Origin of the sequence: Pedobacter agri (assembly GCF_032678665.1) — a bacterium.
GTDB classification, from domain to species: domain Bacteria; phylum Bacteroidota; class Bacteroidia; order Sphingobacteriales; family Sphingobacteriaceae; genus Pedobacter; species Pedobacter agri_A.
The window spans coordinates 327,071-339,149 of the sequence record NZ_JAVTSH010000005.1 but is presented as its reverse complement, the minus strand read 5'-3'; the positions used below and the strand labels follow the sequence as shown (position 1 = coordinate 339,149).

Genomic DNA, 12,079 nt, shown 5'->3' with positions numbered 1-12,079 from the left:
TTATGTTGCTCTTCCGATAACTTTAAGCAAGATTGCAATAACTGCGATTACCAATAAAACGTGAATGATGTTACCTACCTCGCCGAAGCCGTGGAACAAAAAGCCGATCACCCATAGTATTACCAATACTACTGCGACTAAATACAATAAATTTCCCATAGTGTTAATTTTTAAGTAAATGTTGATGTATTAACACACGGCCAATAGTTTTGTTTAAAAAATGTAAATTATAATGAAGATAATTATTAACATTTAAACAAACAGGTTGTAAATCAAGACATAAAAAAACCTTCCAATTTTAGTTGGAAGGCTCTTTATTTTTGATTTTTTAATATTCATCCTCATTAAAGAAGAAATCTTCTTTAGTTGGATAATCCGGCCAAATCTCCTCAATTGTTTCGTAAGGCTCGCCATCATCTTCTAATGCTTGTAAGTTCTCAATAACTTCTACTGGGGCACCAGAGCGAATGCCATAATCAATTAACTCATCTTTAGTTGCAGGCCAAGGTGCGTCTTCCAAGTGCGATGCTAATTCTAATGTCCAATACATATCTTCAATTCTATTAAATTCTTGTTCTTAACAATGCGCAAAGTATATTAAAATTTTTGAGCAAAACAAACTTATTTTTCAACTATTAAACACGAGGGATCCAGATGTTTTCGTCTGCGCTAAAATCCTTATTCAGTTTTCGTGCCAAAACAAATAAATAATCACTCAAACGATTCAGGTAAACACTTACACGCTCATCAACAAAGCTCGATTCAGCAAGTTCAACCGTTAACCTTTCTGCTCGTCTGCAAACGCATCTGGCAATATGACAGTAAGAAACAACCGTATTTCCTCCAGGCAAAACAAAGTGTTTTAATGCAGGTAATAGATCATTCATCGTATCCATTTCAGTTTCCAGTAACGTAATGTCACTATCATGCAAATCAGGAATTTTCATTTTCGATTTTTCCGGATCTGCTGCCAATGAAGCACCAACAGTAAACAGGCGATCTTGAATTTCTTTAAGCAGCTGCTTATAATGATTGTCAATATCCTGGCACATGATTAATCCGATATACGAATTTAATTCATCTACAGTTCCATAAGTTTCAATTCGAAGGTGGTATTTGGGAACACGCGTACCGCCAATTAAAGATGTTTGGCCTTTGTCTCCGGTTTTGGTATAGATTTTCATTTTAGAAAAGCTTAAAGGTTAAAGGCTAAAGGTATAAGGATTTTAAAACCTTAAACCCTACACCTCAAACTTTAAACCTTAAATTAGTTTATTTTTTCCCAGTCGCTGCCGCTATCATTCAGGGCTTGCAAACGTGGAGAAACATTTTTGATGTCAGTGTTGATATAATCGTTTTCAATTAAACCATCACGCATCCGTACAATCCGGTGAGCATGTTGGGCAATATCTTCCTCATGGGTAACCAAAATAATGGTATTTCCTTTACTATGGATTTCTTCTAAAAGACCCATAATCTCGATGGAAGTTTTGGTATCTAAATTCCCCGTTGGCTCATCTGCCAATATGATTGATGGATCGTTAATTAAAGCTCGGGCCACCGCAACACGCTGTCGCTGACCGCCGGATAATTCGTTCGGTTTGTGATCCATACGATTACCTAAATTTACATTTTCAAGTGCTTTTGCCGCCCTGGCTTCACGATCTTTTTTACTATTACCTGCGTAAATCAAAGGTAAAGCCACATTATCCAATGCAGTTGAACGAGGCAAAAGGTTAAACGTTTGAAAAACGAAGCCAATTTCTTTATTGCGAACTTCAGCCAAAGCATCATCGCTCATCTGGCTTACGTTTGTTCCGTTTAAGATATAAGTGCCACTTGAAGGTGTATCTAAACACCCTAAAATATTCATTAAAGTAGATTTACCTGAACCTGATGGACCCATTAAAGCTACAAATTCGCCTTTGTTGATATCTAAAGAAACCGATTTTAAAGCATGGATAACTTCTGATCCGATTACATATTTACGGCCAATTTCTTTGATGGTAATAAGTGGTTTCTCCATGTTTTTTCTTTTTTAGACAAGTGCAAAGGGTAAGATGTTACAAGCACGGAGAAAATTACTTTTCAATAATTTTAGGTACCATAAAAAATTGGTCGCTATGTTTTGCAGCATTTTTCAATCCGTCTGCTGTCGATATTTCTTTTTTCACCACATCTTCTCGCCAAACATTCGTGGCTTCATTCATATAAACCAAAGGCTTAACATTCGAGGTGTCCAATTCATTTAATTTTTCCATGAATGAGAGGATCTTATTCATTTCAGGGATTAATGTACCCACTTCTTTTTCATCAATATGAATTCTGGCCAAATCGGCGATTTTATAAATTGTTTTTTCGTCTAAATTCATATTTATACTAATTTACTATCAATAAGCTGAAAAACCCTGTCTTTCAATAAATCTGAATCAACATCGGCTAAATCTGCTGTATTGATGGGTTTGTGGACGTAAATATCGCAAATTCCGGGCTTACTTCCATATTTAGCACCATCATCCCAGTTTATTTTCCAAACGTTTGTAATACTTACGGGTACCAATGGTACATTTTTATCTATTGCCAACCGGAAAGGACCGTTTTTAAATTCTCCAAGTTTGGGCGGATAATGGTCATCAATCTTTCCTTCAGGAAAAATAATCAAGCTCATTCCTTTTTCGAGATTTTCACCAGCTTTTTTGAAGGCTTTAAATGCTGAAATTTTACTATCACGATTCACAGAGATATCAATGGTTTTGAAAAAAATACCCAGAACTGGGTTATTTAACAATTCATCTTTACCCATAAAATGAAATTTACCATGGCACATGATGCAAAAAACCATGATATCTAAATTGGAGGTATGGTTGGCACAATATATATAGCTCTGGTTGTAATTCAGCCTTTGTTCATATTTAAAACGATACCAAACACCTGATAGTAAGCTACTTAAAAAGCTATTTGCTTTTCTACAAAAGTTTAAAATTCCATAGTACTTCGGATCTCGTGAGGTGAGGTAGTACAGCGGATAAAACAACATGAAAAAAAAGAGTATCCAGAATAAAAACCATACCCGGTGTACCTGCCTTAGAAAGTGAATCATAGATAATCAAAAATATAAAATACTTCGATAAATTCTATTCGGACAAGTAAGTTAAGCATGTGAAAATACTTTTTCCTGTCAAACCTATTTCTTCCAGAGTCAATTACTAGGCGAAAAACAGTTTATACCTGAAAATTGCAACTGTAGATTTTAAAAAACTTATGATTAAATTAAATCGGTTTGCGCTTTGCAAGTAATTTATTTTTAATTTCGTGCCATTATGAAAGAAACCGTGGTGAGTGGCATCAGGCCAACAGGAAAGCTACATTTAGGAAATTATTTTGGTGCAGTAACCAATTTTGTGAAGATGCAGTATGATTATAACTGCTATTTTTTTATTGCCGATCTCCATTCATTAACAACACACCCTACCCCTGGCGATTTACATGGTTATGTTCGTCATGTTTTGGTTGAATACCTGGCTTGTGGAATCAATCCCGAAGAAACGACGATATATGTTCAGTCTGATGTACCTGAAGTTTCAGAACTTTATTTGTACTTAAATATGAATGCTTATTTAGGTGAACTTGAACGCAGTGCATCTTTTAAAGAAAAAATAAGATCTAACCCTGATAACGTTAATGCAGGTTTGCTCACCTATCCTACTTTAATGGCTGCTGACATTTTGATTCATAGAGCAACTAAAGTGCCTGTTGGTAAAGATCAGGAACAGCATTTGGAAATGACCCGTAATTTTGGAAACCGTTTCAATAGAATGTATAATGCTGATTTCTTTCCTGAATCTTTTGCTTTCAACTACGCAGAAAATTTAGTTAAAGTACCGGGCTTAGAAGGCAAAGGAAAAATGAGTAAATCGGATGGTGATGGAAACTGTATTTATTTATCTGACAGTCCGGAAATTATTCGTAAAAAAGTGGCCAGAGCCGTTAGTGATAGCGGTCCAACTGAAGAAAATCAGGAAAAACCAGAAGCAATTCAAAATCTTTTCGATTTAATGAAAATTGTTTCTACGCCTGATACTGTTGAACATTTCGATGGCCTCTACAATAAAATGCAAATCCGTTACGGCGACATGAAAAAACAACTTGCGGAAGATATGATTATCTTTAATTCGCCAATTAGAGAAAAAATAGAAGAGCTCTCGAAAGATGATTTGTATTTGCGTCAGGTGGCAAAACATGGTGCACTAAAAGCCCGTGAAAGTGCACAGAAAACCATCAAGGAGGTTCGTAATTTAATCGGTTTTAAAAGTTTTTAATTAATAAATAGATTTGAGCAGGGAGATATGAGATTTGAGACAATTCCTCAATCTCCGATCTAGTGTCTCATATCTCATATCTAAAATATATGCACATCGCAATCGTAGGAAATATAGGCGCCGGTAAAACAACTTTAACCGGTTTGCTGGCAAAAAATTATGGATGGGAAGCTTTATACGAAGCTGTTGACAACAATCCTTATCTGGAAGATTTTTACAGCGACATGAAACGCTGGAGTTTTAACCTTCAAATTTACTTTCTAAACAGTCGCTTCCAGCAGATTACTGATATTGAAGTAAATAAAAGAAACGTTATTCAGGATAGAACCATTTATGAGGATGCGCACATTTTTGCAGAGAATTTGCATGATATGGCCCTCATGACAACCCGAGATCATGATAATTATCGTGCTATTTTCGACAATATTACCTCGTTTATTAAACCGCCGGATTTATTGGTTTACTTGCGGGCTTCTGTTCCTACTTTAGTAAACAATATTCAACGCCGCGGACGTGAATATGAAGCTGGGATTCGCATTGATTACCTATCGAAACTTAATGAAAAGTACGAAGCCTGGATCAAAGGTTATAATTTAGGTAAACTATTAATCCTGGATAAGGATAAATTAGACTTCACCAATAATCCTGAAGATCTAGGGACTGTAATCCAGGCAATTGAAGCCGAAATAAACGGGTTGTTTTAGAAAATATTACCGGGCTAATTTAGTAGCATTTATTTTTTCGTAATTTGTTTGTGGATGATGAAAAAAGATTTTGATCACGATAATCCTCAGAATTGGAAATGGGGTAGCATTTATTTCAATAAAAAAGATTCTAGATTAATCATTCGCAAGCGTACAGAATGGATGGGCTGGACATTTAATTTTGCTCATCCTGCCTCTTATCTTTTTATGGCACTCATTCTAGCTTATGTTTTATATAAAATATACTGGCTTAAGTAATCGGAAATAATATTATTCAAGTTTTGGAAAATAAAAAAATCATCGGAATTATCCCTGCACGCTATGCTTCTACCCGTTTTCCCGGAAAACCATTGGTTGATATTGCTGGCAAAACGATGATTCAACGCGTTTACGAGCAAGCATCGAAGGCTAAAAGTTTATCGAAAGTAGTAATTGCTACTGATGATGAGCGCATTGCAGATGAAGTAAAAAGGTTTGGAGGAGAGTACGTTTTTACCGCTTCGCACCACCAGAGCGGAACAGATCGCTGTGCAGAAGTGATTGAAAAACTTCCGGATTTCGATATCGTAATTAACATTCAGGGCGATGAACCTTTTATAGAACCTGCCCAAATTGATTTGCTGGCGAGTTGTTTTATCGAAGAGAAGGTGCAGTTGGCTACACTTATTAAACCTATACAAAGCCAGGAAAGTATTTATAATCCAAATAGCCCCAAAGTGGTGATTGATGTTAATGGCAGGGCGATGTATTTTAGTCGCAGTCCTATACCTTTCATTCGAAATGGCGAGCCTGGTGTTTGGGCAGAGAAACATCAATTTTATAAACACATCGGTATTTACGGTTATAGAACCGAATCGTTGAAAGCAATTACCAAATTGCCTCCATCCGCTTTAGAAATTGCAGAAAGCCTAGAGCAACTTCGCTGGATTGAAAACGGCTTCTACATTCAGACCAAAGTGACTGATTTGGAAACTGTTGCTATTGATACGCCAGAAGATTTATTGAAATTGAATAAATTACTGGAGGCTTTAAAATTGGAATAATTTAGTTAGCCTGAGATTAGCAGATTTTGATAAAAATTTAAATCTGCTAATCTTTGGTTTCATTAGCCAATTATCAATTCCATCTGAATGTTGCAACGGGCATAAGGCGTAGGTTTACCAGCAATCTTTTGAAAACCCAATTTATGATAAAGATTGATAGCAGGTTTTAATATGGTGTTGCTTTCCAGGTAAATTTTCGAAGCGCCTAGTGACTTTGCCTTTTCAATAATCGCTGAAGCCAATATAAATCCGATGTTTTTGCCTTGCGCTTTTGGCGAGACGGCCATTTTAGCCAGTTCAAAATCGTATTCGCCATCATTCATTTTAATTAAGGCACATACACCAAGCGGTTCACCATCATAAAGTGCAACTAAAATAGCGCCACCTTTATCTAAAATGTATTCCTGAGGATGGTCTAAAGCTTTATAATCAGATTCTTCCATTTCGAAATAGGTAGAAATCCATTCTTCATTTAGCGCTCTAAAAGCCTGTTTATAAGCTGGAGTATAATCAACAACACTTACTTTCAAACTATCTCGTTCCTTTTTCTTTTCCATTACTCTTCTTAATAATGTTTTTTGCGCTAACAGGAATTCCCATTCAGAGATGGCTTCCCATAATTTATTTTGTGTTTGATTAGATAATTCTTCTATAGCTGCATTCACATCAATAAGCTGGTTATCAATTTTCAGATAAATCTCTTTCCCTCTTGAAGACAAACTAATCACGTTTCTCCTACCATCCAGTTTATCTTTACGCTCCACCACATAACCTTTCTTTAACATTTCACTGATGATTTTACTCACTGATGGATGTGAGTGGCCGATATTTTTCGCCAATTCGGTAATTGTAACTTCCGCTCCTTTTGATAAAGAATAGAATACAGGAAACCATTTCGGTTGCATATCTATTTCATAGAGTTGATATATTTTCGCAGCATCTTCTGTTACTTTATCGGTCAGCATCCTGAGTCTGCTACCAATAGCAACTTTTCCGGTTTGTTCAAAAAAATCCATATAAACTAATTACGTAACTGATTACGCAAATATAATAATATTTATATTTTATGTTAGATAAATATTATTTTTATTTAAAATCACTTGGCATGAAGTATATACTTGCGTTATTTTTAACTGTATCACTCGCTGCAATGGTCAGGTCACAGGAGTACGTTGGCCTTGCTGTAAAAACAAATCTGTTGAGTCTGGTAGCCAAGCGACCTTCATTTTCAGTAGAAAAAACTTTTAAGCAGCGGTATGGATTGGAGTTTTCCTATGCTACAGGCAAATTGAATATTGGAAGAGAATATGAATACAGTGGCTTTTTGTTGCGGGGAAAAATGTATGCTTACGAAATAAAAAAACGTGAGATCACACCCTTTTTCGGTGCGTATATTGGTAGCCTGGATAAAACTATCGTCTCAAACAATGCCTATACACATCCAACAGGATTTTTATCATTTGGAAATGTTAGAAATTTCAAGGCAAATTCTTTTCGTTCGGGTGTGAACCTCGGGTTCGTCTATATCCCAGGAAAAAGATTTCTGTTGGAAACCACTACTGGTTTCGGTTATGGGAAATATTTTGACGTAGAAACATTTCAAGGATCATATGCTCCAAAGGGATATTTCGACTTTCAACTCTGGTTATCGGTTGGCTATCGGTTCTAATTTATCATTTAAGTATTTGATAGAAAGTTAAAATTTGTATTTTCGAGCATGCGAAAATTACTGCTCATCGTTACGGTTATCACCTTGTTCTTAGCTTGCCAAACCGATAAAAAAGAAAAAGGTGAATCCATTGAATTCAAAAATGTGAATCAAAGTATCGCCAAGTCATTTTCTGATCTGGAGAAACTGGATACTTTTAAAATTGAGCTCACGGGCAGGAAGCCTGAAGAGATGGTATTGACATTCACCATTAAAAATTTTGCAGGTAAAGAAATTTACAATGTTAAATTAAATGGAAAAGATTTATTAGGCAGTACTGATCCGAATTTAGATTTATCAAAAGAAAAAGCACAAATTGTGTTCTTGAAAACCATTGCTGATGATTTTTTTTCAGAAGATAATTTTCTGGAGCCTGCAGTAATGCCGGAAGATAAGGCCGACAACTATGTTCCAGATAAGGCGCTTTATGAAGAGCTTAAAAAATCAGGCTTAAATGGCTTTAAATATCGTTTAGGTAAAGAAAATAATTTATACATCGCCTGGAGCGAGAAAGAGCAAAAGGTAAAGATTTATTACAACTGCTGCTAAACCCCTATTTATTTCAAACATCCCTTTCAATAAAGATTATTTCATCTGTTATGAAGAGAGTGATATTAGTATTTTTTTGCGCTACTGTTTCAGTAGCATCTTATGCGCAAGGTGTTTTTTTGAGATCAAAGCCATCGGGAGAAAAATCTGCAGTTAGTTTTACAGCGCCCTCACCAAGTGTAGTTTTTTTCGGACCAGAAGATGAAAGCCAAAGTTTCAAAAACCATAAGCAAAAAAGCAAGGAAGTTAATGCTTACTTTGGTTCGGTATATACCAGTTTTCCAATATTTAATATAGGGAAAGAGAATGTTGTTGAATACACCAATTCGAACGGAAAATTTGTTTTTTACCGCCCTAACGTAAAAAAAGCTTTCGGCATGATTCTATCAAATGGTAAAGATCAACCGATTTTAGTTAGTAATCCAGATCAATATTTGAAAACGATCAAAACTTACTTAAACATTGGCAATGCCGACTATCTGGTTCCAAAGACACTGGATGAACGTGATGAAAGAATTGCTCAACTAGACATGCAAGCTGTACTAAAGATAAAGTTCATAACAGATGAATCTTATGCCAAAAAATTAGTTAAAAATGCGAATTCAGTTCATTATAGTAAAGCTTACAATGATGGCAGTCCGAAAATGACTTGCACGAAACGCGTTTTTGAAATGTTTAGCGATAGTTTGATGACTGCCAAATCTCTTTATGGCGGAAACTATCTCTATAATGATAAAAACGAAATGCTATCATTGGAAAATACATTAAATGGCAAGATAAATGGCTATTCAAAGTATGTTCGAGATCATAATGGCTTAATCAAAAAAATCATCAGTGGCGACGAAAGTTCAACTGATTCTACCGTTTTCATTTACGAAAAAGATAAATACCATACGGTTAGCTTTAGCGGTTCAAGGCCTTACTCACTCGAAACTTTTTTCCTGAACGACCAAATGCAGTGTGTTCGCCGGCTTTCTAAAAGAGCCGATCAATCTATCATGACAGACATCACCTACATCTATGATAAATTCGGCCGCATCATTCGCGAAGGACAAGTAGGAAGTGAAATGATTTATAGTTATAAAACCGACGCTGATTTAATCTTTTCAGGTTTCAAATCTTATAAACTAAATCCCCGAAAACTGGAGCTTCAAAATGAAATCATTAGAGAAAAAAACAAGCAAACTTTTATTGGGAAAGATGGAGCCGGATCGCTGAATTTTAGATCCGTTACCTATGTAGAAAAAGATGGATCGACTAAAACTTACTCTTACGACAAGAATAATAAACTGACCAGTGTGGGTGTAATGCGATGCTTATAAAATTTAAAATTTGTGATTAAACATATAACATTTAGTATTTCGATAACCTTTATTTCCTGGATTGTAGGCATGATTATTAATGCCTTCCTGATAAAAACAGCTTTTTACCAGGAAAAATTAACGAAGTTAAATTTCATCAGAAGTAGAAAGCTGAACAAACTCATAGGCATTGGCGTAATCAAATGGGTAATAAAAAATACCTTCTTTAAGCTTTTCAATCCGAAGCTTAAAATGAAAAGTAAAGTTGATCAAAAGGAATTAAATATTTTACGCAACGAAATGACAGTTGCTGAAATCAATCACCTGATTGCTTTTCTAGCAGTAGTTATTTTTGCCCTGGTTATGGTTTTCAAAGAAAAGTATCTTCTAGCCTTAGTGATGATGATTGTAAACATGTTGATGAATTTATATCCATCATTATTGCAACAAGAAAATAAAAGACGGCTGGCCCAATTGGAGAAAGTCCTCAACCGGAAGCAGCCAAGCAGTTTTGCAACTGAAGTAAAAAGCACATCAAGTGCTGTTTAAACCTGGTTGGAGCGGCATACTTTTTTGTTGCATTATTGTCTTACTACCACTGCCGAACACAAAAAAGATATAGCGAAAAACAGGACTGACAACAAAAAACGCTTAGGTTTAGCTTTACCAAAACTCATCGGTTATCGTTCATTTTAAGTTAATTTTCTGATAAACATCACATTATCATTTTTAAAATATCTAAATTTTAAATCGGCAGAAACGAGGAATTTTCTTACCTTTGTATCCCGTACAAAAAGCGGCAATATTTACCATTTGCCGTAAAAAATCACAAACATGACTAAGTATATTTTTGTTACGGGCGGTGTTACTTCCTCATTGGGTAAGGGCATCATTTCCGCATCTTTAGCTAAACTTTTACAGGCACGTGGCTACCGTGTAACCATTCAAAAATTCGATCCGTACATTAATATCGATCCAGGAACACTGAATCCTTATGAGCATGGCGAATGTTTTGTTACTGAAGATGGTGCCGAAACCGATTTGGATCTTGGTCACTATGAGCGTTTTTTGAACGTTCCAACTTCTCAGGCAAACAATATTACTACCGGTCGTATTTACCAAAACGTAATTAATAAAGAACGCAAAGGTGAGTATTTAGGTAAAACGGTTCAGGTTGTACCGCATATTACCGATGAGATTAAACGCAACATGCGTATTTTAGGTGAAAGTGGGGAGTTTGATATCGTGATCACCGAACTTGGCGGAACAGTTGGCGATATTGAATCTTTACCTTTTATTGAAGCTGTTCGTCAGTTTAAATGGGAAGAAGGAAGCTCAAACGCGATTGTAATCCACTTGACTTTGGTGCCGTATTTGGCAGCTGCAGGTGAATTAAAAACTAAACCGACACAACATTCGGTTAAGGCTTTATTAGAATATGGAATCCAACCAGATATTTTAGTTTGCCGTACTGAACACCATATTTCTGCTGAGATTAGAAAAAAAATTGCACTGTTCTGTAACGTTAACATCAACGCCGTAGTCGAATCTATGGATGCATCTACCATTTACGATGTACCATTGTTGATGATGAAAGAGCAGCTGGATAAAACAGTTTTAGCGAAATTAAAACTTCCAACTAAAAATGAGCCAGACATGGAAAGCTGGAAAGAATTTTTAGGACATTTAAAAAACCCTACCGCTGATGTAACTATCGGTTTGGTTGGTAAATATGTAGAATTGCCAGATGCTTATAAATCGATTATTGAATCATTCGTGCATGCGGGTTCAAAAAACGAATGTAAGGTTCGTGTAGAGTATATCCACTCAGAAGGTATCTTCCCTGATAATGTAAAAGAAAAATTAGGTCATTTACATGGTGTATTGGTTGCACCAGGTTTTGGTAGCCGTGGTATTGAAGGAAAAATTGATACCATTAAATACGTTCGCGAAAATAATATTCCTTTCTTCGGGATCTGTTTAGGTATGCAGTGTGCTGTGATTGAGTTCGGACGTAATGTTTTGGGTTTAAAGGATGCACACACCACCGAAATAGAAGCTGATTCTAAAAATCCTGTGATCAACATGATGGAAGAACAGAAAAATATTGTAAACATGGGTGGCACGATGCGTTTGGGCTCATATCCATGTGATATTAAAAAAGGTTCGAAGGCTTTCTCTATTTACGGTAAAGCACACATTAACGAGCGTCACCGCCATCGTTACGAATTTAACAATGATTATTTAAAGCAATATGAAGAAGCTGGAATGATTGCTTCTGGCATTAATCCACAAACAAATCTGGTAGAGATTGTGGAGCTTAAAAACCATCCATTTTTTGTGGGCGGACAATTTCACCCAGAATTAAAATCAACAGTTGCTAATCCTCACCCACTTTTTGTTAAATTTGTCGCCGCTGCGATGGAGTTTGCGAAAAAGAAAACGAATTAAAAGC

Annotated in this window: 16 protein-coding genes; 9 read left to right on the top strand and 7 right to left on the bottom strand. The window is 35.8% G+C overall.

The features are described from left to right. From R2Q70_RS12700 to R2Q70_RS12675, 6 genes are all read right to left on the bottom strand, one after another. Window positions 1–159, bottom strand: a complete 159-nt coding sequence (locus R2Q70_RS12700) for a lmo0937 family membrane protein (RefSeq protein WP_121952212.1) — start codon at window positions 157–159, stop codon at window positions 1–3. 169 nt (window positions 160–328) lie between these two features. After that, on the bottom strand, window positions 329–550 hold the full coding sequence (locus R2Q70_RS12695; RefSeq protein ID WP_010603503.1) for a DUF2795 domain-containing protein: 222 nt from the start codon (window positions 548–550) through the stop codon (window positions 329–331). A gap of 85 nt (window positions 551–635) precedes the next feature. Next, the gene (locus R2Q70_RS12690) at window positions 636–1,184 is read right to left on the bottom strand and encodes a cob(I)yrinic acid a,c-diamide adenosyltransferase (RefSeq protein WP_316807945.1); all 549 of its coding nucleotides are present in this window, start codon (window positions 1,182–1,184) and stop codon (window positions 636–638) included. Between the two features lie 83 nt (window positions 1,185–1,267). Beyond that, window positions 1,268–2,026 (bottom strand): ABC transporter ATP-binding protein, encoded by a 759-nt coding sequence (locus R2Q70_RS12685; RefSeq protein WP_116168293.1) that lies wholly within the window; start codon window positions 2,024–2,026, stop codon window positions 1,268–1,270. A gap of 55 nt (window positions 2,027–2,081) precedes the next feature. Next, a complete protein-coding gene (gene gatC / locus R2Q70_RS12680; protein WP_316807944.1) occupies window positions 2,082–2,372 on the bottom strand; it encodes an Asp-tRNA(Asn)/Glu-tRNA(Gln) amidotransferase subunit GatC in 291 nt (96 codons plus the stop codon). Window positions 2,373–2,374: 2 nt separating this feature from the next. Continuing rightward, a complete protein-coding gene (locus tag R2Q70_RS12675) occupies window positions 2,375–3,037 on the bottom strand; it encodes a lysophospholipid acyltransferase family protein (RefSeq protein WP_316808056.1) in 663 nt (220 codons plus the stop codon). A gap of 283 nt (window positions 3,038–3,320) precedes the next feature. Here R2Q70_RS12675 and trpS point away from each other — a divergent pair, with 283 nt between their 5' ends. The 4 genes from trpS to kdsB all read left to right on the top strand — a co-directional run bounded on the left by trpS (window position 3,321) and on the right by kdsB (window position 6,066). Further along, a complete protein-coding gene (gene trpS, locus R2Q70_RS12670; RefSeq protein WP_316807943.1) occupies window positions 3,321–4,319 on the top strand; it encodes a tryptophan--tRNA ligase in 999 nt (332 codons plus the stop codon). An 89-nt stretch (window positions 4,320–4,408) separates the two neighbouring features. Then, window positions 4,409–5,023, top strand: coding sequence for a deoxynucleoside kinase (locus R2Q70_RS12665; RefSeq protein ID WP_010603424.1), 615 nt, complete (start codon window positions 4,409–4,411; stop codon window positions 5,021–5,023). 54 nt (window positions 5,024–5,077) lie between these two features. Then, the gene (locus tag R2Q70_RS12660) at window positions 5,078–5,281 is read left to right on the top strand and encodes a DUF5808 domain-containing protein (protein WP_316807942.1); all 204 of its coding nucleotides are present in this window, start codon (window positions 5,078–5,080) and stop codon (window positions 5,279–5,281) included. 23 nt (window positions 5,282–5,304) lie between these two features. Next, a complete protein-coding gene (gene kdsB, locus R2Q70_RS12655) occupies window positions 5,305–6,066 on the top strand; it encodes a 3-deoxy-manno-octulosonate cytidylyltransferase (RefSeq protein ID WP_316807941.1) in 762 nt (253 codons plus the stop codon). A 62-nt stretch (window positions 6,067–6,128) separates the two neighbouring features. On the opposite strand, the gene R2Q70_RS12650 is transcribed toward kdsB, so the two are convergent. Beyond that, window positions 6,129–7,082 carry a GNAT family N-acetyltransferase gene (locus R2Q70_RS12650; RefSeq protein WP_316807940.1) on the bottom strand — a complete coding sequence of 318 codons (954 nt, stop codon included), beginning with the start codon at window positions 7,080–7,082 and terminating at the stop codon, window positions 6,129–6,131. An 89-nt stretch (window positions 7,083–7,171) separates the two neighbouring features. On the opposite strand from R2Q70_RS12650, the gene R2Q70_RS12645 reads away from it, so the two are divergent. The 5 genes from R2Q70_RS12645 (at window position 7,172) to R2Q70_RS12625 (ending at window position 12,075) form a co-directional block, all read left to right on the top strand. Then, on the top strand, window positions 7,172–7,735 hold the full coding sequence (locus tag R2Q70_RS12645; protein WP_316807939.1) for a DUF3575 domain-containing protein: 564 nt from the start codon (window positions 7,172–7,174) through the stop codon (window positions 7,733–7,735). Between the two features lie 48 nt (window positions 7,736–7,783). Continuing rightward, window positions 7,784–8,323 carry a hypothetical protein gene (locus R2Q70_RS12640; protein WP_316807938.1) on the top strand — a complete coding sequence of 180 codons (540 nt, stop codon included), beginning with the start codon at window positions 7,784–7,786 and terminating at the stop codon, window positions 8,321–8,323. 50 nt (window positions 8,324–8,373) lie between these two features. Beyond that, window positions 8,374–9,645, top strand: a complete 1,272-nt coding sequence (locus tag R2Q70_RS12635; protein ID WP_316807937.1) for a hypothetical protein — start codon at window positions 8,374–8,376, stop codon at window positions 9,643–9,645. Between the two features lie 12 nt (window positions 9,646–9,657). Next, the gene (locus tag R2Q70_RS12630; protein ID WP_316807936.1) at window positions 9,658–10,173 is read left to right on the top strand and encodes a hypothetical protein; all 516 of its coding nucleotides are present in this window, start codon (window positions 9,658–9,660) and stop codon (window positions 10,171–10,173) included. 285 nt (window positions 10,174–10,458) lie between these two features. Then, window positions 10,459–12,075, top strand: coding sequence for a CTP synthase (locus R2Q70_RS12625; RefSeq protein WP_316807935.1), 1,617 nt, complete (start codon window positions 10,459–10,461; stop codon window positions 12,073–12,075). The last annotated feature ends 4 nt before the right edge of the window (window positions 12,076–12,079 follow it).

What these genes read in the sequence shown, in the direction of transcription:
- R2Q70_RS12700 (WP_121952212.1), bottom strand. Translation starts at nt 159, where the DNA reads ATGGGAAATTTATTGTATTTAGTCGCAGTAGTATTGGTAATACTATGG.
- R2Q70_RS12695 (WP_010603503.1), bottom strand. Translation starts at nt 550, where the DNA reads ATGTATTGGACATTAGAATTAGCATCGCACTTGGAAGACGCACCTTGG.
- R2Q70_RS12690 (WP_316807945.1), bottom strand. Translation starts at nt 1,184, where the DNA reads ATGAAAATCTATACCAAAACCGGAGACAAAGGCCAAACATCTTTAATT.
- R2Q70_RS12685 (WP_116168293.1), bottom strand. Translation starts at nt 2,026, where the DNA reads ATGGAGAAACCACTTATTACCATCAAAGAAATTGGCCGTAAATATGTA.
- gatC (WP_316807944.1), bottom strand. Translation starts at nt 2,372, where the DNA reads ATGAATTTAGACGAAAAAACAATTTATAAAATCGCCGATTTGGCCAGA.
- R2Q70_RS12675 (WP_316808056.1), bottom strand. Translation starts at nt 3,037, where the DNA reads ATGTTGTTTTATCCGCTGTACTACCTCACCTCACGAGATCCGAAGTAC.
- trpS (WP_316807943.1), top strand. Translation starts at nt 3,321, where the DNA reads ATGAAAGAAACCGTGGTGAGTGGCATCAGGCCAACAGGAAAGCTACAT.
- R2Q70_RS12665 (WP_010603424.1), top strand. Translation starts at nt 4,409, where the DNA reads ATGCACATCGCAATCGTAGGAAATATAGGCGCCGGTAAAACAACTTTA.
- R2Q70_RS12660 (WP_316807942.1), top strand. Translation starts at nt 5,078, where the DNA reads ATGATGAAAAAAGATTTTGATCACGATAATCCTCAGAATTGGAAATGG.
- R2Q70_RS12650 (WP_316807940.1), bottom strand. Translation starts at nt 7,082, where the DNA reads ATGGATTTTTTTGAACAAACCGGAAAAGTTGCTATTGGTAGCAGACTC.
- R2Q70_RS12645 (WP_316807939.1), top strand. Translation starts at nt 7,172, where the DNA reads ATGAAGTATATACTTGCGTTATTTTTAACTGTATCACTCGCTGCAATG.
- R2Q70_RS12640 (WP_316807938.1), top strand. Translation starts at nt 7,784, where the DNA reads ATGCGAAAATTACTGCTCATCGTTACGGTTATCACCTTGTTCTTAGCT.
- R2Q70_RS12635 (WP_316807937.1), top strand. Translation starts at nt 8,374, where the DNA reads ATGAAGAGAGTGATATTAGTATTTTTTTGCGCTACTGTTTCAGTAGCA.
- R2Q70_RS12625 (WP_316807935.1), top strand. Translation starts at nt 10,459, where the DNA reads ATGACTAAGTATATTTTTGTTACGGGCGGTGTTACTTCCTCATTGGGT.